This is a genomic window from Enterocloster bolteae, assembly GCF_002234575.2.
Lineage (GTDB): Bacteria > Bacillota > Clostridia > Lachnospirales > Lachnospiraceae > Enterocloster > Enterocloster bolteae.
The window spans coordinates 3,839,657-3,866,531 of record NZ_CP022464.2; the positions used below are offsets into that span (position 1 = coordinate 3,839,657).

Consider the following 26,875-nt stretch of genomic DNA (forward strand, 5'->3'; position numbering starts at 1 on the left):
CCGTAAATCACGGCGTTTTATGTCGAAAAAAGCAGTACGCGGCTAAATCAGGTCATTAAAGCAGATGGCTCCGTATGGGCGGATGCTCATTCGGTAAGCGCTTCCCTCTCCTGTGCATTTTTCAATATAGTGTATGAATTCGTCCACAAGTTCATTGGGCAGCACTGCCATGATAACGCCGGCAAAGCCTCCTCCGTGGACCCTGCAGGCCCCCTTCTGCTTTTCTGCAATGAACAGCTCCGTAAGCGCCAGGGTAACCGTGATTCCCTGCTCCTGGTAATCGCTGTTGGTAAAGCAGTTCTGGAGCCATTTCCATGAGGAATTGCCGGATGCCGTTATATTGTTTAAGAAATCCTTAAAACGGTTCTCCTTAAGGGCAAGGACCTCTGCCTCCACCCTTTTATTTTCCTCAAAGAAATGCAGTGCGCGCAGCACGGATCGATCCCCGGCAAACTGCCGTACCTCTGCCAGGTTGTCTATCACCTGTTCCTCGGAAATCTGGGACAATACCTCTTTTCCAAAATACCTGGCCACCTTTTTCATCTCCGCGGGAACCGAGGAATAATCCGCGCTCAGGTCAGCATGGCCCTTGCCGGTCTGTACAATTATCAGGCTGTGGTCCTGGGAACCAAAGTCAAAGTCTATCTTTTCCACCTTAGGTACCAGCGGCTCCATAAAATCAATGGTGATAAGGCCGCCCACAGCACATGCCATCTGGTCCAGCAGGCCGGACGCCTTGTCCCAGTAGTTGTTTTCCGCGAACTTGCCGATATGGGCGTATGCCACGGTGCTCATACGGCCTTCATTAAAAAATGTGTTGAGCATGGAGCACAGCAGCATCTCAAAGGAAGCTGATGAGCTGACCCCTGCCGCGCTTATGACATTGCTGGTGATATACGCGTTGAATCCGCCCACACGGTAGCCGGAATCCTTAAATCCCTGGAGAAGTCCCTTTACCAGGTCCACGGTTCCCGCCTTTTTCTCACTGGGCTCCAGATGGTTCAGATCAATGGTAAAATCCTGGTTATATGTCTCGCTGACAATATGTACCTGATTGGATTCATTCGTTCCGGCCGCCCCCACACAGTCCAGATTAATGCTGCCTGCCAGCACCTTGCCGTGGTTGTGATCTGTATGATTGCCGCTGATTTCCGTTCTGCCGGGTGAGGAAAACAGCTTCACATCCCCTTCCCCGCCAAACATCTTCTCATACCCGGCCAGCAAATCCTCATAGCGCTTTACATTGGCCTCTACCCCGTCTTCCCCGTAGAGCTGCGCCATAAGAGTCCTGGCGGCGCCGCTCTCCAGCAGTTTTACTGTCTCGTTTACCTTCATGACTTACCTCTCCTATCTTTTCTGAAACTTCTGAATTCAGTTTATCACACATGGCACAAAAACAACAATACAATATTCTCCTGTCTTTATACGTTTTTTTAAATAAAGATGACACCGGACATGCTTTGCTGTTATAATCTCTTAAAACAGTATCATGTAAGAAAGCAGGTATTTACAATGGAATGGAACGGAAAACCATATCACTCCCTGGACTATGAGCTGAGGCAGCAGTTCGGCCGGAAAATCTATAAGCTGTCCCTGGACGGAGGCATGAGCTGTCCCAACCGGGACGGCACTCTGGGAACAGGGGGCTGTATCTTTTGCAGCCAAGGCGGCTCTGGTGATTTTGCCGCTTCCAGACAGACGGCTGTCTCCCGGCAGATCGAGCAGGCCATGGCTCAGGTAAAGAGAAAGATGCCTGACGGCTCACAGGGTTCTTATATTGCCTATTTCCAGTCCTACACCAATACGTACGCTCCCCTGCCCTATCTGAAGCAATTGTTTGGGGAAGCAGTCTCCCATCCTGCCGTCGCAGCCCTGTCCATCGGCACCAGGCCGGACTGTCTGGAGCCTGAGGTTATCGGCCTGTTAAAGGATTTAAACCGTGTGAAACCGGTATGGGTGGAGCTGGGCCTCCAGACCATCCATGATTCCACCGCCGCCTTTATCCGCCGTGGTTACGGACTTCCTGTGTTTGAGGACGCCCTCAGACGCCTTAAGGCAGCTGGCCTGACCGTCATTGTCCATGTCATATTGGGCCTGCCCGGCGAGACCAGGCTCATGATGGCGGAAACCGTACATTATCTGGCCCAAAGCCCCATAGATGGAATCAAGCTCCAGCTTCTCCACATTTTAAAAGGGACCGGCCTGGCAGATTACTGCCGCACCAATCCCTTTCCCATGTTCACAATGGAGGAATACATTGATTTTGTCATAGACTGTGTGGAAATCCTTCCCCCTGAACTGACCATTCACCGCCTGACAGGGGACGGTCCAAAATCCCTTCTCCTGGCCCCTCTGTGGAGCGGCAACAAACGGCTGGTATTAAACACCCTGCACCGCCGTTTCAAGGAGAGGAACACCTGGCAGGGAAAAAGGTATGTCCCGGATTCCTCCTACTCTGCCGCTCTTTCCTCCACCGGCGCCGCAATTCCATCCTCCCCAACCGTCACGCCATAGGAAATGGATGTGATATACTGGTAGAAACCCGCCTTTTCTCCTTCATCCTCCAGCATCCTGGTATATCCTCCAGAGGATGTGCCCGGCACCAGCCGCAGCAGCGCGTCCTCCCCGTCCCATTCCACGGTCAGCAGGGCTGTTTTCGGAATGCTGCTGCCGAACACAAAATTACCCAGGCTGTACACGATGGGCTTGCCCTTATAATATTCCAGCCCCTGCAGTACATGGGGATGGCTGCCTATCACAAGGTCGGCTCCCGCGTCTATATACTGCTGTCCCAGGGTCCTCTGGTACTCCTGGGGCCGCTCGTCACGTTCAATTCCCCAGTGCACATATACCACAAGGTAATCGCAGACTTCCCTGGCCTTTTTGATCTCCTCCAACAGCAAGGACGGATCATAGGTGGTGAGCATGCCCGGTCCCTTGGAAGTGGCGTTCCAGGAACCCTCCGGTATGACCCTGGACGCGCCCAGGAACCCGATTCTGCGGCCCTTTGCCTCCATGAATACCGGCTTTTTGGCTTCCTCCAGATTGGCTCCGGCTCCCACCCTCAGGATTCCGGCATCATCCAGGGTGCTGCATGTATCCAGCAGGGCATCTGTACCGAAATCCAGAGCGTGATTGTTGGCCAGGGTCACGATATCTATTCCCAGCTCCTGAAACATGGATACATGTTCAGGCGGCAGCCGGAAGGTAAACTGCTTATCAGCAGCAGCTGTTCCGCGGCGGCTGAAGGGGAATTCTTCATTTGCCATAAAGATATCGCTGCCGTCAATCACCTGGCGGAATCCGCTGTCCACCACTCCGCCTATATTGCCTGCTTTCCGGTATGCGCCCAGCACGTGGTCTGAGAGAAGGATATCCCCTGCAAATACAAGTTTTAGCGGAGAGTCCTCATCCGATGTTCCTGTTCCGGGCCCCTGTGCTTCAGCATTGTCTGAATGGGCGGATAAACCGCCATCCGCTGCATCCGGGCCGTCTGTTCCTTGGGCGCCGTCCATTCCTTGCAGGCCGTCTGTTCCTTGGGCGCCGTCCGAATCTGCGGCGGCGCCTGTTTCTGCCCCGTCCCCTTCCTCCGGTTCCGGCGCCTCCACGCCAGCCACGCCGGTGCCTCCCGAGACACCTACCATCTCAGCCCTGACATATTTGTCCTGTGCTGAGTGCCATATTAAATATCCCGTAATACCGGCCAGCAGCAGCCCTAATAATAAGGCTGCTGCCACAATACATCCTGTTCTCTTCATAAAACCTCTCCTGGCGGACATCAGACTGCCAGTACAATCCCTCCATCATTGGCATATACAGTGGCCACGCCTGCCGCGTTGGTAACCACAATCTTCTTGAATCCCACCCTCTTAGCCAGCTCATCCTTTACGTATTCAGCCCGCTCAGGGTTATTCACATGGCAGACAACCGCAATCTTACTGGCCGCGTCCGCCACTTCCTTTACCGCAATATCGCACATTCTCTGAAGGGCCTTGTTCATTCCCCTGGCCTGGTCCAGCTTGATGATGGTTCCTGTATCCGCGCCCATAACAGGCTTAATGTTGAGGGCTGTGGCAAAAAAAGCCTGCAGGCCCGACAGACGCCCGTTCTTGCGGAGTGTATCCAGGCTCTCCAGCACAAAGTAAGTATTCATGCCGTCCCTGTATGCCAGGGTTTTCTCCACCACCTCATCAAATTCCAGTCCGGAATCGCACAGGTTTTGGATAAAGAGGGCAATATTCAACTCCCCTGAGGATGCGGAAAGCGAGTCAATAACAGCCACCTTCTTGGCCTGCTCCGCCATACCTTTTTCCGCCATCTCCTCCTCATACAGCTTCTTTGCCACTGCCGCCGAATTATAACTTCCGCTGAGGTGGCTGGACAGAGTGATGACAAATACTGCTTCCGCTTCCGCCTCCTCAAATGCAGCCTTAAAGGTCTCCGGTGACGGACACGCTGTCTTTGGGCATTCCGGACACGCCTTTACCATCTCTATAAACCGTTTCTGGTCAAATGTCTCATCATCCACCACCTGGGCACTGCCTACCTGCAGTGTCAGCGGAATCATCTGAAATCTGGGATCCTTCTTCATATCCTCTGTTAAATCAAGACAACTATCCCCGATAATCTTATAGGTCATAATTATGTCCTCCGGTTTTTCTTATCCATGTCTTTTCACATGTAGTATTCATTACTACTTATTATAACAGTATGGATGGTAAAATGCAATGCTTATATGTTTCCAGTTTTATGGAGATTTTTTGGACTGATTTTTTGGAAGAAGGACCGGATGGGGTGATAGCCCCGTTGGTGGAAACGGGCGGCTGGGGATGATTGGACGGCTGCGGGGTAAGAAGGCTTTCGACCTTCTTACCCCGCAGATACCCATGCCTCTCCTGCCCCGCCTGCTCCCATTCATAAGGATTAAATGGGGAGGTAAAAAATACGGCTGATGCTGGTGTGATTATTAATGTTATTGTCTGTGTGAAATTTCATTCCGGTTTTTTATATCATTCCGGCTTCTCAGCGGGCCTGCTCTATGGCTGATAAAATCTGGTCAATGGTGGCTTGACGGTCGCCGGTGTATTCGATGGAGATTTCCATAAGTTTGCCGTCTATCTGGCGGAAGTAGGTGTCCTCATGCTCCGTGGTGCCGTCGCTGTTCTGGCCGGAGGTCTTTATATACTTGTATTCGTAGCCGCCCATGTTTACGGTACCTGTGCTGTCAACTGTGTAATCATAATAGCCCGCATAATCAATGAGCCATTCCAGGTAGCGGTCCAGCTGCTGGGTGGAATCGGTGTAGTCTATGGTAAGCAGGTAGCCGGTTCCTCCGTCGTACCAGTAGTACATATTCTCACCAGCCTCCAAGGGATAGCTGTAATAGCTTCCATCGCCCAGCATCAGTTCTGCTGCCTCAGGGAACTTCATAAACAGATTGGCCCAGCGGTTGCTGTAGGTCTTTCCCGATATGGTACCTGTTTCATAGGCCTGGGCCGGCCGCTGGCTTCCTTCTACCATGTAGCCCTGGGCGTCAAAGGTATATTGGCTGCCGTCTATGGTCTTGGTCAGGTTTGTTACCATGTGGCCGAATTCATCCACATATTTCCACCTTCCGTTTTCTTCAATCCACGCTTTGTACATGATTTGGCCGTTGCCGTCCAGACGGTATGTAAGGCCGTTCTCGTCCAAGGCCCATTCATTGGTGCCGAAGGTACCGTCCCCGTGGAGATATTGCCATCCGCCTGCCTCCGTATAGCTCCAGCCGCCTCCTGCGTATGGCTGCATCTGGCTTAAAAGCAGGGCTGCGTTTCCTGCCTGGTCACCGGAATAGATCTGGACCAGCATGTAGCAGTTTCCGCCAATCTCCCTCATGTAGACATCCAGGAACATACGGTTGGACAGTTCTTCCATGTAGGCGTCATATTCCTGCTTTTCCTCCGGGGTCATGTCATAACTTCCCATCCAGGCAGACATATACTGCGCCATCAGGGCTCCGTAATTAATCTTAACAGAGTAATAGCCAGCTCCTGCTATGCCGGCCGTTCCCATGGCTACATAGGAACCATAGGATGCATCCTGGCCCAGCATCTGAAGCATCTCCTGCATGACTCCCTCCAGGCTCTCGCCTTCCAGGTCTGCCACTATGCCGGCCATGGCAAGATAGCTTTCATTCTCCTCATCAATGGCAGCGGCAATGAAATCAATCTTCACCCCGTCCTCTTCCATATAGGACAGATAATCTAATCCCAGGTTACCTCCATACCTTCCCACCTCAAAACCTGCCGGAAATGTGGCCTCAAATCCAGCCATGCTGCTTCTCACCGTACTGCCCGCGATGGTGCTGAGCCCCGTGGGAAGCGCCCAGGCAGTCATCGCGCCTGCCGCAGTCAGTACTGCGCTAAGCAGCACTGCCGTAAAACGTTTACCTCTCATACAACCCCTCTCCTTCCTACTATAAGATATTTCCAGTATAACCGATTTAGAATGCCCGTGCAACGCAAATAGGAACTGGTTTCAAAAGTTCCCTCTTGCAACCAGTTCCCATACTTTTGTAATGGTTCTTGTTATAATACCGTGTGTTATGCAGGATTACTCTGTTTTTTCAGAATCTGTTTTTTCGCCGGCCATAATCATCATGATTTCATTGCTGCGGCTTACAAATGCTGTCATGCGCTCCGGAGCCAGAGGGCCGTGGCTTAAGCTTGCCAGGTCATACAGCTGCTCGCAGATCTTGGATGTATTGGCATCTTCCTTATGACCCAGTACATACTGCACAAGAGGATGGTTGGCATTGAGCACCAGAGTCTCTCCCGTACCCCCGAACATGCCCATATCCATACCGCCCATGCTGTACATCTTCATCATATCCTGCATACGTCTTGTGTCCTCGGATATGGTAATCATGGAAGCCACTCCCGCATTCTTCATCTTCTCAACCTTGATGTCCAGCTTGTCATTGTTCAGGGCTTTTTTGAAGTATTCCGTCAGCTCCTCGGATGTTTTCTTGAACTCCTCATCGTCTTCCTTTACTTCTTCCTTGAACGCCGCGTTAAGGTCCGTATCAATGCGCAGGAACTTAAGGCCTTCCTTCTTCTGCTCCACATGTGAGATAAACGGGCTGTCTATGGCAGCAGGCATAATCACCGCGTCAATGCCCTCTTCCTTAAACATGTTGATGTACTGGCTCTGTTCCTTTTCATTGGTCACATAGAAAATGGTATTCTCATGCTTTTCCTTGTTCTCATCCAGGCAGTCCTGAAGGGTCAGGTATTTGCCCTCCAGGTTCTTGTACAGGATGAAATCTCCCATCTTTTCGGCAAACTTCTCATCCTTGATATATCCGAACTTGATAAAGGGTGCAATGTCGTCCCAATATTTCTCATAATTTTCCCTGTCTGTCTTGCACATGCCCGACAGCTTGTCCGCTACCTTCTTTGTGATGTAATCGGATATCTTCTTCACAAATCCATCATTTTGCAGAGCGCTTCTGGACACGTTAAGAGGCAGATCCGGACAGTCGATGACACCCTTTAAAAGCATCAGGAACTCCGGGATCACTTCCTTTATATTATCTGCAATGAACACCTGGCTGTTGTACAGCTTGATGGTTCCCTCCAGGCTGTCATACTCCATATTGATTTTCGGGAAGTACAGGATGCCCTTTAAATTAAATGGATAATCCATGTTCAGGTGTATCCAGAACAGCGGCTCCTTGTAATCCCTGAACACCTTGCGGTAGAAGCTCTTATAATCTTCCTCGCTGCACTCATTGGGATGCTTGTTCCACAGAGGATTGGTGTCGTTTAAGGCCACAGGGCGCTTGTTGATTTTATATTTTTCCCTGGAAGGTTCGATTTCCACGGTTTCCTTGGTACCGTCTTCCTTTTCCTTCTCCTCGGTTCTGGCAGGCTCGATTACGGTCTCCACCACGGTATCCTTGTCGGTCAGCTCGTCCTTCTCAATGGTCTCATACTGTGGCTCCGCTGTCTCATTGTCCAGAAAGATATCCACAGGCATGAATGCACAGTACTTCTCAATCACTTCCCTGGCCCTGTACTCGTTGCAGAACTCGGTGCTGTCCTCGTTCAGATATAAGGTGATGGTGGTTCCCACCTCAGCCTTATCCCCTTCCTCCATCTCAAAGTCAATGCCGCCCTCTGATTCCCAGTGGACTGGTTTGGCATCCTTCTGGTAGGACAGGGAGTCAATGGATACCTTGTCGGAAACCATAAACGCAGAATAGAAGCCCAGTCCGAAATGACCGATAATCTGGTCCTCATTGGCTTTGTCCTTGTACTTCTCCATGAAATCCTGGACGCCGGAAAATGCAATCTGGTTAATATACTTGTCAATCTCGTCCTCGGTCATGCCAAGTCCATTGTCTGTGATCTTTATGGTCTTGTCATTTGGATTCACGGACACCTGGATTTTGTACTCCAAATCCTCCGGTCTCTCGTACTCGCCCATGAGCTCCAGTTTCTTAAGCTTGGTAATGGCATCGCTGCCATTGCTAATCAGCTCCCTGTAGAAAATGTCATGGTCAGAGTACAGCCATTTCTTGATTACTGGGAAAATGTTCTCGCTTGTAATTGATAAACTGCCTTTCTTTGCCATCTTTTATCCGCCTCTTTCTTATATAATAATAGTTCTTCATGTTTTGCAATGTTTACTCACAAAATACATTTTAGTACGAGACGAATAAAATGTCAATAAAAAATTAGCACTCATTTTTGTTGAGTGCTAATAATCCAGTCTTTGAATGGAAGGATTCATGGCGGTCCGAAGCTCTTTCTCAGCTATCATGCTTGATAATATTTTCCGGGAATTGGTGTAAGCTGAATGGGCATCTGCTTTTTCGGCCGCGCTTCCAGCAAAAACGGCACAATCCCATCCTCCGGCAGACGGTTTCCCGGCAGGATCGCCTGCTTGTCGAATTTAAAGGTGACGCACCATGCGTCTGCGCCGTCAGCCAGAGAAGCCCCCAGCGGAAAGCAGAACTCGCTCTGATCGTCCCGCAGGATGTGGATGAACTCCTGACAGTCGGCGGGTACGGCGCTGCTTGCTTTCATCTCACTGATTTTCTCCGCCGTGTCCCTCAGCCATTCCACATCGTAAATATGGGGGCTGTCCAGGGCAAATACAAAAACCGCAGGAAGATATTCTCCTGTACCGGGGAGCCAAAGGTCGCTGTTGGCCTGTACCACCGCACCGTAGACCATGGGGGCGTTGGCATACTTCTCCCGCCACTTCTCCCTGCCAAAGAGGGGCGCCTTTCCGGCCACATCCCGAAAAAAGCTGCTTTCCGCACTGCGGGGTGTGGAGCGGTAAGGTGTCAGCTTATTCAAATCCGTAGGGACGGCGGCAGCTTTCCGCCGGTCCGCAAATGCGGCCTTGTCCGCCTCCTCCTGCGCGGCCATCTCCGTCTGCCTGCCTCGGACAGAGGACATATCATATCCCTTTTTCTCCATCTCAGCAATTTCTTCCTCAGTCATGGCAGCTTCCCAGCCGCCGGCCTCTTTTACCGGGTCAAATCCAAACAGTCCCATGATAATTCTCCTTTTCTATCATTGATTTTACATCAGTACCCACAGCACCGCGCTGCACAGGATAATGACAGCTCCGCCGATTCCCTGCAGGATGCGATACCCTTTTTCTCCAAAGTTCCGATAGACAAAAGCGCGAAAGCCCAATCCATCTTCCCCCTGAGGATCGCAGACCCATTTCCAGCGGAAGATCGCCCCCAGCAGGAACAACGCCCCTGCCATAATAAGAAAGAGCTGCCAGTTTGCTTCCAGAAACGGCATAATCCAATCCATAAATCTAGTGTATAAGCCGCTCATGTGTTTCTCCTTTCCATCCGGCTTATATAAAATCCATATGAAAATCAGCCTGATAAACGGTTCTGTAATTCTTATCTTTATTATCCTTTCAAATCCCACTGCACCGGTACCTGACCAGTCGATGTATGCATTTAATTACTTTTGTTTTCAATTAGTAATTAAGTGAATTATACATGAAAGCCGGAAAAAAAGCAAGACCTGCGCATAGAAAAACAGCGCACCGCTTAAATGGTGCGCTGTTTGTTGTCATTTGTCCGCATCGGCCAGAGAGGCCAGATAACGGGATAGGGCGGTTGCCTGGGCCTTGGCCGTCTGTTCCAGCTCCTCCGGAAAGAAGAAAGGGAGCGACCGGGCCGCCGAGTTATAGATCAGTACCACTGAGAGGATCAGGTTGCCCAGCTCTTTGGGACTGCATTTTTCCTGGGAAATCTGCCAGAGAGCCAGTACCTGTTCATAAAACCGCGCCTGTCCCTGCTGGTAAACCTCAAACTCTACCGGGCTTAAATGTTTATAAACCCACATTTCTTCTTCCTGGGTCATCACAAAGAAATGGTGCTGACGGCTGTGGACCACCATATCCAAAAAATGATAGATAGTCTCCTCCAGACTCATCCCCTTATTTCCCACAGTGTTCCGTACTTCCCGGAGCAAAAGTGAAATTTCATAGTCGATGATATGGATGACCAGCTCGGCCAGGGAAGTGTAATAATTGCCGTAAAAGAATGGCTTGGAGATGCCTACAGCCTGGAGTATGTCCTGGAGAGTGGTTCCCTTCAGCCCTCGCTGGGACAGCATTTCCAGGCCCACCGTCAGCAAATCCCGCCCCACCTGTTCCCTCTCCACCTTGGTATAGCCCTTCTTTGACATAGCTTCACCGCCTTTTTGTTGAGATACCAACAGTTTACCACAGCAGCGGGGAAATGTCATGCATCCTTGGAGAAATGCCCGGAAAAGTCTGGAAAAAAAAACGGAAAAATCCGGAAAAACCATGAGAATACAAGGCGTTTCCGGGGCGCGGCTCATTGTCTCCAATGGCGGCGTAATTCACCAAAGGATGTTACTTTTTATTCCTGTAATAAGACGTAAAAGTCAGTGAAAACACCATAGGTACAACAGCATATCCTGCATTTACCTGTCCTCTGTTATAGAGAACATAGGCAACTCCGGCAAAGGTTAAGATTATAAATATTATACTTAGTGCCAAAGCTATTTTTTTCATTGCCCTCTCCTTATTGCGCACTCTCTCTTGCAGTCTCTTCCGAAAAGAAAACCGCCTTCGTTAAATTACCAAAGATTTCAGCATCCTTTAATTGATGACCATTACCATTAAAGAAAACCTCCGTATTGTTTGCGGATATTTTTATTTCAGTACCATCGTCCAAAACATAGGTGATTATTATAAGCGGTTCATATGTATCCGATGCCGTGGAAAAAGGAACATAATTTAAAAAATTTATTAATTTAACAGCCAGCTCTTTATTTTCTTCATCAACAAACTCTTTTTTAACTCCGGATTCTGTATCTGTCATTGTCACCTCTTTGATATCTTCCATCCTGGGAGGACGCATAAGAGGCCAGCCTTTTGTAAAGACATATACCATTGAAACAACTGTTACTGATAACACTACAGTCACTAAAGTTCTTAACCATGTGACTTTTTTCATCTGTAACCTCCTTAATTCTTTCGGTTCTTCCATAAATATTCTATTAACCCGATAGAGAACAGGACTGCAAAAAGGAGCACGCCACCCAGCAATGAAATTCTATACGGATTACCGGATATCAACCCGTAAATAATACAAATCAAATCAAAGCCAACCGTAATTACCAGTGCTTTTAAAAATGCAAGTTGTGCGTAACGTTTCATAGAATTCTCCTCCCATGGTATGTGCAGTTTAATCTTCCATCCATTCGTATTACCAAACATCTATCGCTCAATTATATATTGCAATTTTATCATAAAGAGGCGGACTTATATATGTATCTTTCCTTAATTTTTACGGAATTAAAAAGTATCTTATATCATAACAAAAATTTTATTTTCCCTCCCTTCCTTTCTCCCAAAGATACACCATCACATGTTCGCCTTTCGTGTCATATTCGCCGTTAAAGCAGAAACCAATCTGTTCATAAAGGCGGATTGCCCTTGTATTATTTTCATACACACTGAGATATACCGTGCTGTCTGAATATTCGGCATGGAGTCTGTCAAGCAAGGCAAGCACGGCCTGCCTCCCATATCCTTTTCCCTGATATCTCTTGTCAATCAGCAGCCGATCCAGCCATAACCGTCCCGGAAAAGGGGAAGGAAAATAGCCGTACATCGTAAAGCCAACCAGTATATCTCCATCATAGATACAAACAGGCCGCCATAGATTTAAGTTGTCCGCTTCTTGTAAGCATTCGCCTACACTTTCGATAAATCCGGACTGTTCAGAAAAGACCGACAGATTTTCGGCTTCCATTCGGTTCTCACTATTTACCGGTTCAAAATGTAATTGATTATTATTTTTCAGATTCATATTAATTCACCTTTCGTTTTAATGTAATATAAAGCAGCTGATTTGTTATAAGCTGTTAATGCTACCCATTTTCATAAAGAAAAAAAGAAAATTCCTCCAGCCTGTGATTAACCTTCAATTTTACCCTTTTCGTGCCCCGCCGAAACATGTTCATGTTTTCGTAAAATCCATAGTTACAGCTTGTGTCAGTAAACACATAAAAATGCTGTATATTCTCTCTTTCCATATACATACAAAAACGACTGAACAATTCCCTTCCAATCCCCTGTCCGTGATAATCCGGATGAATTGCGAAAAAAGACAGTTCTCCCTTGTACTCCTGTGGTTGACCTGATAGAAGTGCTGCGTATATCCGATCTATTTCTTCTAAAAACCGCCATGACCTGCGCCCCTCTGCTGTCATCGAAAGGACAAGTACCGACCATCCGGCCTGCAGACGAAGCACTAACGGACAGCGGTGCCTGCGGATATGGTTCCCCATAATTATCCCGATGGGTTTTCCATCTGCCAGCGCAACCTGGGTAAAGGTTTGTTCAGTTAAGCATAACCGAAGATAGGCTTCGGACAGCCTGACGGCAGTTTTGGGACTGTAATACGATTCATGCTTCCATATGATATTGATAATTGATGAAACCGCCTTAAAGTCCTGCCGCTTATATGGCCGGTAAATAACAGCGTTCATATGTTTTCCTCCAAAAATAAAAAGAGCTGAACAAAACAGTGAACCCGCCAACTGCCTTTTCGATGAAACTGTACGCAGAAACATCAGCAGCAGGCCTGTTCAACCTATTTTACTCAGCTCATGCAGGTACGCCTGCATCGCTATAATAAGTAACTATATCAAAATAAACGTAAAATGTCAAAGGCAGGATTTCTGCAGCGGCCATTATGGATTTCTGCGCCGCTATTATGGATTTCTGCGTCCGCCATTACAGACGCCTATACTGTGAACACATTTTCCGCATCCTATCTGGACGCTGCGACAGAGGCTATGAATCCCATTCCATATGAGGAGACGCAGAAAAATTCGCGCTCAATCCAACCATCAAGAGTCATTCCATTTTAGAATATAAAGCTATCATCATGTTTTTATAATTTTAATACTCCAGTCAATGTGGTATATACACCCATGCCTTTACCGATTGATCTTGAGAATACTTTCCTGACTCAAACAGACGGTTAATGGCACACCTCCCAAATTATACCATATTCCATCAATCAATATCCAATCCAGTACCTCTTTTCCATCCGGCTTTTCCATCTGGTTTTTCATCCGGTTTGAAATAACACCACTGGGCCCGTCCGGATTACAAACAGGGCGGCAGTACCCTGACCATTGGAATTTCATAGGCTGGCCGTATTACGATATCACAAATAATATGTTATAATAGTTCATAATTGTTGATGTATTAATTCAGGAGGTGCAAGATGAAAAAACTTTATTTCTTACTCTCAACCACAGCAGCATTGTTATCCATTTCCTTTAGCGCATATGCCGGTCAATGGCAGCAGGAAGGGGAGCATTGGAAGTATTTAAACAACGACGGCACATATTCAGCCCATACATGGCAATGGATTGATGGAAATGGTGATGGTATCTCAGAATCTTATTACTTTGATGATAACGGTTTTCTTTACTTGGATACAATAACACCTGATGGTTATTCCGTAAATCAGGATGGTGCATGGGTTGTTAATGGCGTGGTCCAGACAAGGTCCGAAACATCCGGCGAAGGTGAATACATATCTCTGGAGGTTGGCTATAATGCAAAAATTCCGGTGGGAATGGAACGAGTACATAACAATATTCTGGATTACTACAAAAGAACATCTGCCCGTTTTGAGGATGCGCAAGGAACCCGGTTGATTAGCTTCAGCATTGACGATTATAGAAACCAAGCCGACTATTTCAGGACGGTAGAGGGCACAACAGATGCCAGTTTTCAGGAGAGAAAGGCTGATGCGGTCGGAACCACATTAAAAGCAACTGTTGTTTTAAGAGATACTAAAGAATACCATTCTGGCACATGGAGCCATGTCCAATTGACTGATTATGTTGGGGACTATCAGAAATACTGGTCAAATGTTCACTACTTTTTCCAGTCAAATGATTTTGTTTTAACTACTGTAAGGATTTGGAGTACCGGAGCGGATATGGATGTTGATGGTTTTATGAACAGCCTGGTGAAAAATAGTTATTATGATTCTGTCCGATAAGATATCAGTGTTCCTTAACCGGCCTTATCATGGCCAGATAATGAGTCAAGGCAAACCACTAATGCCTGTAAATTTCATAGCTTTCCGGTAAGGAGTTGTTGATGGTTTTTGTAACAGATATGTCAAATTCAAAAAAGGCCTATCCAGACCAGCGACTTCCCTATCATAAAAAAACAAGTGTAAGAGGTAAAGCACGAGTAGTACGCTTTATCTCTTACACTTATATCCCTTTTTACGGAAGGAAATCCCTGATTTTCTTGCTTTTAGAAGGATTACGAAGCTTTCTGAGAGCCGCTGTCTCAATTTGCCGAATGCGCTCCCTGGTCACGTTGAACCGTTTCCCCACTTCCTCCAGGGTCAGGGGATGCCCGGTCTCCAGGCCGAAACGCAGAATGATGACCTCACGCTCCCGTGGATTCAGCCCCTGAAGCATGCTGTCAATCTCCTCCCGCAAAAGAAAACTCTCTGCCTTATCCTCTGTGGAGGCATTGGCGTCATCTGCCACAAAATCCCCCAGATTGGAGCCTTCCTCGTCGCCTACCGGGGTCTCCAGGGATACGGTATCTCCCGATGCCTGAATCAGCTCCGCCACTCTTTTCCCGGACATGTTTACTTCCTCAGCCACTTCCTCCATAGACGGTTCACGTCCCAGCTTCACAGACAGGCTGCGCTGGGCACGGCGGATTTTATTTACTGCCTCCACCATGTGGACCGGAAGCCGGATGGTCCTGGACTGGTCCGCCAGGGACCTGGTAATGGACTGCTTCACCCACCATGTGGCATAGGTGCTGAGCCTGTAACCTTTGGCATAGTCAAACTTTTCCACTGCTTTCATAAGCCCCAGATTCCCCTCCTGAACCAGGTCCAGAAAACTCATACCCCTGCCGGTATAGCGTTTGGCAATGCTGACCACCAGGCGCAGGTTAGCCTCCACCAGCTTGCGGCCCGCTTCCACATCACCTTCTGACTTGCGTCTTGCAAGGTCTGATTCCTCCTCCGGTGTAAGCAGTGCAATGGAACCAATCTCTTTTAAGTATTCACGGATTGGGTCTGCTGTGGACACGCCTTCCAGAAGCCGCTCCTGGCCATATCCGTCGTATTCCTCCTCTTCCTCATCCCCGCCGGAAACCATACTGCCGCCATCCAGCATCTCATCCGGATCCAGGCGGTCTCTTCCCCATCTGAATTCCTCCTTCGCCAGAGACGGCTGGTCCAGCTCGGCATCATCGTCTAAAAGAAAGTCCCCCTCCGGCAATTCCTCTTCCGGTTCCTCGGGAGCCTGTATGTGGACACCCTTGCGCTCCAGCTTCAGATAGACATCCTCCATCTCTTCCGGCGTCATCTGAACATCCCGGAAATGGTCCAGCACCTGGGTCATCTCCAGACGACCTTCCTGGGCAGCCGCTTCACCGACCAGCTGTTCCAGTCTCTTAGACAATTCCATTTTATCCATATGTTATCCTCCCCCTTCTCCTGGGACATACTAAATATAGGTACTGTATTGCGTAAATCCCTCTTTAAACAGCGGGGCTTACGCAGCACAGTACCGTTACTGGGTCTGCGGGTACGTTAGGTACATACTATCTCATGGGAACGCATAAACTTTGCTACTGCCTTATCCCACTCATTTTCCAGGGTCTTGTCCATGGTAAAAAGGTGCAGCGAAGTTCCCGTCACACAATATAATGCTCCGTCTTCGTAACGGATATTCAGATAAAGTCCCTGTATCTGCTCACTGCTTATCCCGCTTCCGGAAGTGGAAGCGAATTTTTCCGTGTCCGAAGGAGGAAGCAGCAGGACGATATGGAAACTCCCCGGCAGCTTTTTTCCTTTTATTAGTGAAAAACATACGGGGCGAAGCACTTTCCAGGAGGAAAAGAATTCAATCTGGTTCTCCTCCAGCTCTTCATCTGTATAATATCCCTGTCTGATGTGTCCGTCGATGGAAAAATTGTTGTAGGTGACAATGTTCACTTCCTTAACCAGGAAGCTGTCAAAGTCTTCCTTCAGGAACAGTTTGGATGTAAATGTCTTTACATCCTCTACTTTCAATGCAATCATAACCTTCTCCTGCCCTGGGTTACACCACAGGTTTCCAAATTCTTACTCAATTATACAGTTTTTGACTATTGACGTCAAATAGAAACTGTGGGGATTTTTTTACTGAGTTCTTTATGGGGGTGCGGGGGTATGTTCTGATATGTTCTGATATACTCTGATATTCTCTGATATAATTTGATATGATCTGATTGATTTACTTTAACATATGTCTGTTTATTTTCATAGTGTCATAATATCGACTATATGTTATTTGTTACAGCACCTCCACAACCTCAAAGCGTTCAAACGTAATAAGTGTCTGATCGGTAAAAGTATAACCGCGCTTGGCAGCGTCCCGTGTCCAATAGCGTATATTGCCCGATTTCCATTGTTCAAAGTTTTCGTCCTCACCCTCAAGTTTTACCATATCCCAAGTCAGGCCGCAAAACCTGACGGTTTCAACATGCACCGTCTTAATCACACAAGCCGGAGTGCTCCGACCGTCAAGTACCAGTGATAGATCACCAACGCTTGGCGCCTTCTCATCCTCCAATATAACCGAAACTGTTGCCGTTTTCTTTCCGGCAAGTACCAGGGCTAAAAGTTCGTCTGCCATTTCGGGGCTATCGCCAAAGGAAAAGCGTTCAAAATAACCTTTATCTGTGTTTTTCATTCCTATTCTCCTCTTCTGTAAATGTATTTTTTCGTTCGCCTTTTCGTTCCCCTTTTCCGCCAAAGGCACTGTTTACCAATAAAATGCGCTTAAATAGTTGGGTAGTCTGGAGATTAATGATTCCCTGTTATTGTCTGATAAAATGCTGAGTCTGTCTTGTAAATGCCCTGATAGGGCTGTTCAATGTAATAATCATTTTTTTCTAAATAGACAAACAGTGTGCTTTTTGCATCTTCTGTGTTTATATCAATTTTTATATACTCATCAGCTTGTGGTATATCCTGTACGGATTCTTTCGCTGTTGCTTGTGCATTGTTCATAGACGATATACATTGGCTTATCCACTCACTGTCAGAATATTTTTCCGTTTCTTCTCCAACCGTTACATCAATTGACTGTATGGTGCTTTCCTCTGGTAAGCTAATCGGATTTGCATTTTTTTGTGAACAACCGGCTGCAGAACAGGCCATAATACCAGCAATAAGAAAACTTAATATCTTTTTCATAAAAATTCCTCCATAAATTCTGTTTGTCGAGTGCGCTTTATCAGCCTACTATGAATATTCTTGTTCCTTCCACTCTAATTTTTAATGTTGAATCTGTCAAGTGGATTCATCTGCTCTTGTTATGGCTATTGTGTCCATGTGTTGTCTTTATGATTGTGTGTTTGCTTTATGATTTTATGCTTTATGATTCTATTTTTTATGATATCACTCTGTCCGTCAGCTTTGGCGGCTCTTGGCGGCTCTTGGCGGCTCTTGGCAGTTCCGTGAGTTCGCAGTGCTGCCATCTTGAATCCGCTGCGCTCCTTCAAGATGGACGGCTGGCGCCGTATGCATAGAGACACGGAAGGCCGGGAGGGTAAGCGAGCTTGCCCTCCCGGCCTTCCGTGTCTCTATGCGCACTGCTTGTAGCTAGGCCAGGTTTGTATACCCCATCATATCACGGTCTACGGCTTTGGCGGCTTCACGGCCTTCTTGTATGGCCCATACGACCAGGGACTGGCCTCTGTGCATGTCGCCGGCTGTGAATATCTGGTCTGCGCTGGTGCGGTAGGTGCCGGGTTCTGTGGCTGCATTTGTCCTGGCGTCCAGGTCTATGCCGAAGGCGTCTGCCACGTAGGCCTGGGCTCCTGTGAAGCCGGCGGCTATGAGCACCAGATCGGCAGGAATTTCACGCTCGCTGCCTTCCACAGCTGCCATGATGGTGCGGCCTGTTTCCTCGTCTTTTTTGGGAACCAGGTTTGTGATTATGGCTTTGCACACCTTGCCTTCCCCGTCTTTTATGAATTCCTTTACAGTGGTCTGGTACTGCCTTGGGTCTGAACCGAATATGCTTATGGCTTCCTCCTGGCCGTAATCTGTTTTGAGGATTCTGGGCCATTCCGGCCAGGTGTTGTTCTCCGCCCGCTCTGCGGGAGGCTTGGGCATCATCTCCAGTTGGGTGACTGAGACGCAGCCGTGCCGGATGGATGTGCCTGCACAGTCATTTCCAGTGTCTCCGCCTCCGATTACCAGCACATGCTTATCCTTTGCCGATATAAAACTTCCGTCCTCCAGTCCGGAATCCAGCAGGCTCTTTGTGGTGGCTTTCAGAAAATCCACCGCAAAGTATATGCCTGCACTGTCCCTGCCCGGCACGTCGATATCCCTTGGGTTGGAGGCCCCGCAGGCCAGGATGATGCGGTCAAATTCCTTCCTGATTTTGCCGGCCCGGTAATTCCTGCCCACATCCGCTCCCGTCACAAAGGTGATTCCCTCCTTCTTCATCACATCTACCTTGCGCTCAATCACCCATTTTTCCAGCTTCATATTGGGTATGCCGTACATCAGCAGGCCGCCCACACGGTCGTTCCGCTCAAATACTGTGACGCTGTGCCCCCGTTTGTTCAGCTGGTCCGCAGCTGCCAGCCCCGCGGGACCGGATCCGATAACCGCCACCTTTTTTCCGGTGCGGATGGAGGGCGGATTAGGGAGGGCATATCCGCTGCTGTATGCTTTTTCAATGATAGCTCTCTCATTTTCTTTTATGGTCACTGCATCTCCGTACAGACTGCAGGTGCAGGCCGCTTCGCAGGGTGCCGGACATACCCTGGAGGTGAACTCCGGGAAGCTGTTAGTTTTTTTTAGCCGGTTGTATGCCTGTTTCCAGTTGCCGGTATACACCAGATCATTCCATTCAGGCACCAGATTGTGCAGGGGGCATCCGCTGACCATCCCTCCAATCATCATGCCTGACTGGCAGAAGGGCACACCGCAGTCCATACACCTGGCCCCCTGGCGTCTCTGTTCCTCCTCGCTTAAGGAAGCGTGAAACTCATTCCAGTTTTTAATCCGATCCTCAGGAGTTTTCCCCCTTCCTACTTCTCTCTCATATTCCAAGAATCCTGTTGATTTACCCATGTTTGTTCTGCCTCCTTACCCTCTTAAATTGGCGTAAAATGCCTCAATCTGCGCCTGTTCACTGTTCAGTCCCTTTTCCTCCATCTGCACAATGGCATTCATCATGCGCCGGTAATCATGGGGAACAACCTTCTTGAACATAGGCAGGTATTCACTGAAATGCTCCAGGATCCGCCTGCCTTTCAGAGAGTTGGTACAGGCCACATGTTCTTCAATCAGGCCTTTCAGTTCCAGTACATCATATTTGCCGGTCACTTCCTCGAAGGATACCAGCTCCTTATTGAGGCGCTTGTAAAAGCTGCGGTCCTCGTCCAGCACATAGGCGATGCCGCCGCTCATGCCGGCCCCGAAGTTCTTGCCCGTGGCTCCCAGCACCACCACGCAGCCGCCTGTCATATATTCACAGCCATGGTCTCCCATGCCCTCCACCACAGCGGTGGCACCTGAATTCCGGACGCAGAAGCGCTCCCCTGCGATTCCGTTTATGAAAGCATTTCCGCTGGTGGCTCCATATAGGGCCACATTGCCGATTATGATATTCTCCTCAGCCTGAAAGAGCACGCCTTTCGGAGGAAATACCACCAGCTTGCCTCCGGAAAGTCCCTTGCCGAAATAGTCATTGGAATCCCCTGCCAGCTCCAGGGTCAGTCCCCTTGGGATAAATGCGCCAAAGCTCTGTCCCCCGCTTCCGCTGCAACTGACGGTAAATGTATCGTCAGAAAGCCCTTCCGGGTATTTCCTGGTTATCTCGGAGCCGAATATGGTCCCCAGGGCACGGTTCACATTGGTCACCTCCACCTGAATGCGCTTTTTCTGGCCGTTTCCAAGAGCGCTCTTAAATTTTCTCAAAAACACCTGCTCATCCATGGTATCCTCCAGACGGAAATCAAAGACCTGTTTCCCGCTGTATCCGGCCACGTTCTGACCTTCATAAGGGTTATCCAGTATCCTTCTTAAATCCACCTGATTGGCCCGGCCAAGGGGAAGGTTCTCACGCCTCTTTAGAAGGTCTGTACGCCCCACCAGATCATCCACAGTGCGCACACCCAGCCTTGCCATGTACTCGCGCAGCTCCTGCGCTATGAACAGCATGAAGTTCACCACATACTCCGGTTTGCCCCTGAAACGCTTCCTCAGCTCCGGGTTCTGGGTGGCAATGCCCATAGGACATGTATCCAGGTTGCAGACACGCATCATCACGCATCCCAGGGTCACTAACGGCGCCGTGGCAAAGCCGAATTCCTCCGCCCCCAGCATACAGGCCATTGCCACATCCCTTCCGGTCATAAGCTTTCCGTCTGTCTCCAGAATCACCTTGTCGCGAAGTCCGTTCATAATCAGGGTCTGATGGGCCTCTGCCACACCCAGCTCCCACGGAAGTCCTGCGTTGTAAATGGAATTCCTGGGGGCGGCTCCTGTCCCTCCGTCGTAGGCTGAGATCAGGATTACCTGGGCCCCGGCCTTGGCCACGCCGGCGGCCACGGTTCCCACTCCAGCCTCAGATACCAGCTTGACGGATATCCTGGCCCTGGTATTGGAATTCTTTAAATCATATATGAGCTGGGCCAGATCCTCGATGGAATAGATGTCATGATGGGGCGGAGGCGATATAAGGCTTACTCCCGTGGTAGAGTGTCTGGTTTTTGCCACCCACGGATAGACCTTGCCTCCGGGCAGCTGGCCGCCCTCGCCCGGCTTTGCTCCCTGGGCCATCTTTATCTGAATCTCCTGGGCGCTTACCAGGTATCGGCTGGTAACCCCAAAACGCCCGGAAGCCACCTGTTTGATGGCTGAACAGCGGTTGTTCCCTGCCGGCCCGGGAATCAGGCGGTCCAGGCTCTCCCCGCCCTCTCCTGTGTTGGATTTGCCGTGAATACGGTTCATCGCTATGGCCAGGCATTCATGGGCTTCCCGGGAGATGGACCCATAGGACATGGCCCCTGTCTTAAAACGCCTGACAATGGATTCCACAGACTCCACCTGTTCCAGCGGGATGCCTCCGTCCTCAGGAAACTTAAAATCCATCAGGGAGCGCAGATGGTACATCTTATCTTCTCTGTCCACCTGGGCCGAATATTGTTTAAAGATATCATAATTACCCGACCTGGCTGCATCCTGAAGGAGATGGATGGTCAGCGGATTATAAAGGTGATCCTCCTCACCGGAGCGGGACTTGTGACTGCCCGCGCTTTCCAGGGTCAAATCCACATCCAGCCCCAGAGGGTCAAAGGCAGCGGAGTGAAGGACGTCCACATCCCCCGCAATGTCCTTTAATGTAATACCTCCCACACGGCTCACAGTGTCCGTAAAATATTTATCCACCACATCCTCTGAGATGCCGATGGCCTCAAAAATCTGGGCGCCCTGATAGGACTGGATGGTGGAAATGCCCATCTTGGAGGCAATCTTCACAATGCCGTGGAGCACAGCCAGATCATAGTCGCAGACAGCCGCGTAATAGTCCTTGTCCAGCATGCCGGAATCAATCAGGGAACGAATGGACTCATGGGCCAGATAGGGGTTGACGGCACAGGCCCCGTACCCCAGCAGGGCGGCAAAATGATGGACCTCCCTTGGCTCGCCGCTTTCCAGTATCAGAGCCACGCTGGTGCGTTTCTTGGTCCTTACCAGATACTGCTGCAGGGCTGATACAGCCAGCAGGGAGGGGATGGGTACGTGGTTCTCATCAATATCCCGGTCTGAGAGTATGATGATATTGGCACCGTCCTTGTGAGCCCTGTCCGCCTCCAGGAACAGGCGGTCAATGGCCTTTTCCAGGGAGGTATTCTTATAGTAGGTAATGGGAATCACCTCCACCTTGAACCCAGGCTTCTTCATGTTCTTAATTTTAAGCAAATCCAACTCTGTCAGGATGGGATTCTCCACTTTTAGGATTTTGCAGTTTTTTGCGGCCTCCTCCAGTATATTGCCCTCCTCGCCTACGTAGACGGTTGTGGATGTCACGATTTCCTCACGTATGGCGTCAATGGGCGGATTGGTCACCTGGGCAAAAAGCTGCTTAAAATAGTTGAATAAGGGCTGGTGCTTCTTGGAAAGCACGGCCAGGGGGCTGTCCACACCCATGGCGGACACTGCCTCTGCCCCGTTAAGAGCCATGGGGAGAATCATGGTCTTATACTGCTCATATGTGTAACCGTATGTTTTCTGAAGCCTCAGACGTTCTTCATCCTTCATGGCGGGTATGCATTTGTTTGGCACCGGCAGGTCCTTTATGCTCCACAGGTTAGAATCCAGCCACTCCCCGTATGGGTTGCGGGACGCATAGTAGTGCTTAAGCTCATCGTCATCAATAAGCCTTCCCTGCTTTGTATCCACCAGCAGCATTTTTCCGGGGCGCAGGCGGTCCTTTTTCACCACCTTAGTCTGGTCAATGTCTATGGCTCCCACCTCAGAGGCCAGTATCATATAGCCGTCCTCTGTTATGTAATACCGGGAGGGACGAAGCCCGTTACGGTCCAGCACAGCCCCCACCACGTCGCCGTCCGTAAACAGGATGGAAGCAGGTCCGTCCCATGGCTCCATCATGGTGGCATAATACCGGTAGAAATCCTTAATTTCGCTGTCCATGTACTTGTCGTTTTCCCAGGGCGCGGGGATGGTGACCATGACGGCCAGGGGCAGGTCCATGCCGCTCATAACCATAAATTCCAGGGCATTGTCCAGCATGGCGGAATCAGAGCCTTCCTGGTTTATAATGGGCAGCACCTTGTGCATGTCGTATCTGAAATACTCGGATTCCATGTTCTCCTCCCTGGCCACCATCTTATCCACATTGCCGCGGATGGTATTGATTTCACCGTTGTGGACAATAAGGCGGTAGGGATGGGCCCGCATCCAGCTGGGATTGGTGTTGGTGCTGAATCTGGAATGTACAATGGCAATGGCTGACTTATAATCTTCATCCTGGAGATCCGAAAAAAACAGCCTCAGCTCACCCACCAGAAACATACCTTTATACACAATGGTCCTGCTGCTTAAGGATACCACATAGGTGTCTTCATTGCTCTGCTCAAAAACACGGCGGGCAATGTAAAGCTTTCTGTCAAAATCCAGTCCTGCCTTCATTCCGGCGGGCTTGCCCACAAAGCCCTGGGCAATATAGGGCATCACGTCCACGGCCTTCCTGCCGAGAATTTCAGGCGCAGTGGGTACCTCTCTCCATCCCAGGAAGGTCATACCCTCTTTGCGCACAATAATCTCAAACATCTTCATGGCCTGGCTGCGGATCAGTTCATCCTGGGGGAAGAAAAACATACCCACGCCATACGCTCTCTCGTCTCCTATCTGAAAGCCCAGGTGTTCAGTCACCTTCTTAAAAAATCCGTGGGAAATCTGGAGCATGATACCCACGCCGTCTCCTGTCTTGCCCTCAGCGTCTTTTCCTGCCCTGTGTTCCAGATTTTCAACAATATGAAGGGCCTGGTCCACTGTGCGGTGGCTCCTTATCCCCTTTATATTGGCCACTGCGCCGATGCCGCAGTTATCATGCTCAAAACGTGGTTCATACAGTCCTGGCTGTTTCTGTTTGGATTCCATAGGTCTTTCTTCCTTTCTTTGCAAAAATGGGGGGATTTGATAAACTAATTTCAAAACAAAAAAGGCGGCACCTGTCTCTAGGTACCGCCTGCGGTCATTCTTGTGAATTTCATTTAATTATGTTACTGCAAAAGGCAGATTACATCTCGCCTAATCCGCTCTCAATGGCCTCGGTCAGGGTCTTCATAGCCTCTTCCTCGTCCTCGCCGTCACAAATCAGGTTAATCTCAGTGCCGCACTTAATTCCGGCTGCCATAACGTTCAGAACGCTCTTAGCAACAATCTTCTTCTCCCCACATTCAATTGTGATGTCGCTCTTGAACTTCATAGCTGTCTGTGAAAGAACTCCTGCTGGTCTTAAGTGTAATCCGGATGGATTTACAACCGTTAATGTTTTGCTGATCATAATACACTCTCCTTATTCACTATTTTGTACTCTGGACACTGCCACTGCCCATGTCCCTTATGAAAGATTCTATTACATCTGACTTCCTATGTCAAGTTAATCGGAAAAATCCTAAGCAACTTTTTCACAATCTTGATGTCGGAAAAAAGCTCCGGCATCATTCCTGACCACGCGTGTTCATTCGTACGAAGGAACTTTGCAGACGCTGCACGGCAGGCTCTTTTTGTCTTTCAATTGCTTCTGCCCGAGAATAAACACAGCCGCAGTAATCCTGACGGTAAAGTCCGTACAACGCGGATAATTCCACGGAACGCTTATAGCCGTTTTTCTTCTTGAAATCCGAAACCAGATAAGGAATTCCATACTGCCCGGCCAGTCTGCATCCGATATCATTGAGCCACTGGGCATTCTTTAAAGGGCTGATGGACAGGGTGGTTGTGAAATAATCAAAGTCTCCTGAAACCGCTGCCCTGGCGGCGCGGTCAAGCCGCAGTTCATAGCAGCGGAAGCACCGCTCCCCACCCTCCGGATCCTTCTCATGGCCCCTGGCAACTGAAAAGAATTCCTCCGGTTCATAGCTGCCTGCCAGGAACCTGACTGGCCTTTCCGTCTCCATTTCCCGTATCAGCCGTTCCTGCTCCTTCACCCTGGCCTCATACTCTGTCTCAGGAAAAATATTGGGATTATAATAATACACGGTCACATCAAAATATTGGCTCAGATATTCCAGCACATAGCTGCTGCAGGGAGCACAGCAGCTGTGCAGCAGCAGCTTAGGGACCCGTCCCTCTTCCCGCAGTCCCTCTATAAGCCGGTCCAATTCCTTTTGGTAGTTGCGCTTCTGTCCTGGCTGTGTCATTCCTTTTTTGTCCTTTCCTGAACCCTCTGTTATTTTTACCTGCCAAAAAGAGAGGCCGCCCGTTTACGGCCCCTCTTTTTAAAATACTCCCGAATTTTCTTATCATAACAGCAGGCCCAAACCCCTCTGGACCTATGCACGGTAAGTCTTACAGGAAATCCCTGATTCGTTTGCTTCTCACCGGATTGCGCAGCTTTCTCAGAGCCTTGGCCTCAATCTGACGGATGCGTTCCCTGGTTACATTGAATTCCTTGCCCACTTCCTCCAATGTGCGGGGATGGCCGTCTTCCAGGCCGAACCGCAGTACAATGACCTGGCGCTCCCTCTCCTTAAGGTCTCCCAAAAGAGCGTCAATGTGTTCCCGCAGCATCACGGATTCCACATTGCCCTCCGGAGTCACCACATTGTTGTCCGCCACGAAATCACCCAGATTGGAGTCGTCCTCCTCACCAATGGGTGTTTCAAGGGAAGCCGGCTCCCTGGCAATCTGCATGATTTCCATGACCTTATCTTCCGTCATATCAAGAGCCTCTGCCAGCTCTGTCACAGAAGGCTCATAGCCCAGCTCCAGCGTCAGCTTTCTCTGCATCTTGGACATCTTGTTGATGGTCTCTACCATATGCACCGGTACTCGGATTGTCCTCGCCTGATCTGCCAAAGCCCTTGTAACGGACTGGCGGATCCACCATGTAGCATATGTACTTAGTTTGTAACCCTTTGTATAGTCAAACTTTTCCACGCCCTTGATCAGTCCTAAATTGCCCTCCTGTACCAGGTCCAGGAAGCTCATGCCCCTGCCTGTATAGCGCTTTGCAATGCTGACCACAAGACGCAGGTTGGCCTCGATTAACCTCTCCTTTGCAAACTCATCGCCGTCAGCCTTGCGCTGGGCCAAATCAAGCTCTTCGTCTGCCGTAAGAAGGGGCACGGTGCCAATTTCTTTGAGATACATGCGGACCGGGTCCTCTGTTCCGATTCCCTCTAACAGATCCACTGCATCCAGGTCGATTTCTTCCTCTTCTGCATCTTTAATGAAGCTGTCGTCGTCTAAATCCAGGTCCAAATCAATGTCATCAAGCAGAACAGTGTCCTCGGTAAGCATCGCTTCGTCCAGTACGGGAACCACGTCAATGTTGCGGCCCTCCAGGTAACTGTAAATTTGGTCCATCTGTTCCGGTGACAGATTATCCCCGGTAAAAAAATCATTAATCTCCCCTGCATCCAATGTGTTGTGTTTGGTTTTTGCATGTTCGACCAGCTTTTCCAGCTTCTTTAAAAAATCGTCCTTTTCCACTGATAAACGTCCTTTCGCTTAAAGGTAAATGTGGAAACTCCCACAACTTATCATTATATACCA

General features: G+C 49.2%; 24 protein-coding genes. 2 read left to right on the plus strand and 22 right to left on the minus strand.

What is annotated here, in order from left to right; all coding sequences use genetic code 11:
- Positions 1–42 precede the first annotated feature (42 nt).
- Positions 43–1,335 (minus strand): galactokinase, encoded by a 1,293-nt coding sequence (locus CGC65_RS17955; RefSeq protein ID WP_002564762.1) that lies wholly within the window; start codon positions 1,333–1,335, stop codon positions 43–45.
- A 177-nt stretch (positions 1,336–1,512) separates the two neighbouring features.
- Here CGC65_RS17955 and mnmL point away from each other — a divergent pair, with 177 nt between their 5' ends.
- Positions 1,513–2,514, plus strand: coding sequence for a tRNA modification radical SAM protein MnmL/YtqA (gene mnmL / locus CGC65_RS17960; RefSeq protein ID WP_002564763.1), 1,002 nt, complete (start codon positions 1,513–1,515; stop codon positions 2,512–2,514).
- Here the strand turns inward: mnmL and CGC65_RS17965 are convergent.
- The 12 genes from CGC65_RS17965 to CGC65_RS32565 all read right to left on the minus strand — a co-directional run bounded on the left by CGC65_RS17965 (position 2,451) and on the right by CGC65_RS32565 (position 13,130).
- On the minus strand, positions 2,451–3,758 hold the full coding sequence (locus CGC65_RS17965; RefSeq protein WP_002564764.1) for a CapA family protein: 1,308 nt from the start codon (positions 3,756–3,758) through the stop codon (positions 2,451–2,453). The genes mnmL and CGC65_RS17965 overlap by 64 nt on opposite strands.
- A 20-nt stretch (positions 3,759–3,778) precedes the next feature.
- Entirely contained in the window at positions 3,779–4,639 is an 861-nt protein-coding gene (locus tag CGC65_RS17970) for a DegV family protein (RefSeq protein ID WP_002564765.1), read from the minus strand.
- Positions 4,640–5,022: 383 nt separating this feature from the next.
- The gene (locus CGC65_RS17975) at positions 5,023–6,435 is read right to left on the minus strand and encodes a PspC-like choline-binding domain-containing protein (RefSeq protein ID WP_002564766.1); all 1,413 of its coding nucleotides are present in this window, start codon (positions 6,433–6,435) and stop codon (positions 5,023–5,025) included.
- A 156-nt stretch (positions 6,436–6,591) separates the two neighbouring features.
- The gene (gene htpG, locus CGC65_RS17980) at positions 6,592–8,616 is read right to left on the minus strand and encodes a molecular chaperone HtpG (protein WP_002564767.1); all 2,025 of its coding nucleotides are present in this window, start codon (positions 8,614–8,616) and stop codon (positions 6,592–6,594) included.
- Positions 8,617–8,801: 185 nt separating this feature from the next.
- Complete coding sequence (locus tag CGC65_RS17985) at positions 8,802–9,548, minus strand: hypothetical protein (RefSeq protein ID WP_002564768.1); 747 nt, start codon at positions 9,546–9,548, stop codon at positions 8,802–8,804.
- 27 nt (positions 9,549–9,575) lie between these two features.
- Positions 9,576–9,842, minus strand: coding sequence for an immunity 17 family protein (locus CGC65_RS17990; RefSeq protein WP_002564769.1), 267 nt, complete (start codon positions 9,840–9,842; stop codon positions 9,576–9,578).
- Between the two features lie 246 nt (positions 9,843–10,088).
- Positions 10,089–10,709 carry a TetR/AcrR family transcriptional regulator gene (locus CGC65_RS17995; protein WP_002564770.1) on the minus strand — a complete coding sequence of 207 codons (621 nt, stop codon included), beginning with the start codon at positions 10,707–10,709 and terminating at the stop codon, positions 10,089–10,091.
- Between the two features lie 190 nt (positions 10,710–10,899).
- On the minus strand, positions 10,900–11,061 hold the full coding sequence (locus CGC65_RS31375; protein WP_002564771.1) for a hypothetical protein: 162 nt from the start codon (positions 11,059–11,061) through the stop codon (positions 10,900–10,902).
- A gap of 10 nt (positions 11,062–11,071) precedes the next feature.
- A complete protein-coding gene (locus tag CGC65_RS18000) occupies positions 11,072–11,506 on the minus strand; it encodes a hypothetical protein (RefSeq protein WP_002564772.1) in 435 nt (144 codons plus the stop codon).
- Between the two features lie 11 nt (positions 11,507–11,517).
- Entirely contained in the window at positions 11,518–11,709 is a 192-nt protein-coding gene (locus CGC65_RS18005; protein WP_002564773.1) for a hypothetical protein, read from the minus strand.
- Positions 11,710–11,878: 169 nt separating this feature from the next.
- Entirely contained in the window at positions 11,879–12,364 is a 486-nt protein-coding gene (locus tag CGC65_RS18010) for a GNAT family N-acetyltransferase (protein WP_002564774.1), read from the minus strand.
- A 61-nt stretch (positions 12,365–12,425) separates the two neighbouring features.
- Complete coding sequence (locus tag CGC65_RS32565; protein ID WP_320915370.1) at positions 12,426–13,130, minus strand: GNAT family N-acetyltransferase; 705 nt, start codon at positions 13,128–13,130, stop codon at positions 12,426–12,428.
- A gap of 662 nt (positions 13,131–13,792) precedes the next feature.
- Between CGC65_RS32565 and CGC65_RS18020 the strand changes: the two genes are divergently transcribed.
- The gene (locus tag CGC65_RS18020; RefSeq protein ID WP_002564776.1) at positions 13,793–14,581 is read left to right on the plus strand and encodes a hypothetical protein; all 789 of its coding nucleotides are present in this window, start codon (positions 13,793–13,795) and stop codon (positions 14,579–14,581) included.
- 232 nt (positions 14,582–14,813) lie between these two features.
- Here CGC65_RS18020 and CGC65_RS18025 read toward each other — a convergent pair whose 3' ends face one another.
- The 9 genes from CGC65_RS18025 to rpoD all read right to left on the minus strand — a co-directional run bounded on the left by CGC65_RS18025 (position 14,814) and on the right by rpoD (position 26,812).
- The gene (locus tag CGC65_RS18025) at positions 14,814–16,034 is read right to left on the minus strand and encodes a sigma-70 family RNA polymerase sigma factor (protein ID WP_002564777.1); all 1,221 of its coding nucleotides are present in this window, start codon (positions 16,032–16,034) and stop codon (positions 14,814–14,816) included.
- A gap of 116 nt (positions 16,035–16,150) precedes the next feature.
- The gene (locus CGC65_RS18030) at positions 16,151–16,642 is read right to left on the minus strand and encodes a DUF5721 family protein (protein WP_002564778.1); all 492 of its coding nucleotides are present in this window, start codon (positions 16,640–16,642) and stop codon (positions 16,151–16,153) included.
- 253 nt (positions 16,643–16,895) lie between these two features.
- Positions 16,896–17,294: an ASCH domain-containing protein gene (locus tag CGC65_RS18035; protein WP_002564779.1), complete on the minus strand. Its 399-nt coding sequence runs from the start codon at positions 17,292–17,294 to the stop codon at positions 16,896–16,898.
- Positions 17,295–17,407: 113 nt separating this feature from the next.
- Positions 17,408–17,800, minus strand: coding sequence for a DUF5301 domain-containing protein (locus CGC65_RS18040; protein ID WP_002564780.1), 393 nt, complete (start codon positions 17,798–17,800; stop codon positions 17,408–17,410).
- Positions 17,801–18,208: 408 nt separating this feature from the next.
- Entirely contained in the window at positions 18,209–19,696 is a 1,488-nt protein-coding gene (locus CGC65_RS18045; RefSeq protein ID WP_002564781.1) for a glutamate synthase subunit beta, read from the minus strand.
- 15 nt (positions 19,697–19,711) lie between these two features.
- Positions 19,712–24,253, minus strand: a complete 4,542-nt coding sequence (gltB, locus tag CGC65_RS18050) for a glutamate synthase large subunit (RefSeq protein ID WP_002564782.1) — start codon at positions 24,251–24,253, stop codon at positions 19,712–19,714.
- A 139-nt stretch (positions 24,254–24,392) separates the two neighbouring features.
- Positions 24,393–24,659 (minus strand): HPr family phosphocarrier protein, encoded by a 267-nt coding sequence (locus CGC65_RS18055; RefSeq protein ID WP_002564783.1) that lies wholly within the window; start codon positions 24,657–24,659, stop codon positions 24,393–24,395.
- Between the two features lie 157 nt (positions 24,660–24,816).
- On the minus strand, positions 24,817–25,518 hold the full coding sequence (locus CGC65_RS18060; RefSeq protein ID WP_002564784.1) for an epoxyqueuosine reductase QueH: 702 nt from the start codon (positions 25,516–25,518) through the stop codon (positions 24,817–24,819).
- 148 nt (positions 25,519–25,666) lie between these two features.
- The gene (gene rpoD / locus CGC65_RS18065) at positions 25,667–26,812 is read right to left on the minus strand and encodes an RNA polymerase sigma factor RpoD (RefSeq protein WP_002564785.1); all 1,146 of its coding nucleotides are present in this window, start codon (positions 26,810–26,812) and stop codon (positions 25,667–25,669) included.
- Between the last annotated feature and the right edge of the window lie 63 nt (positions 26,813–26,875).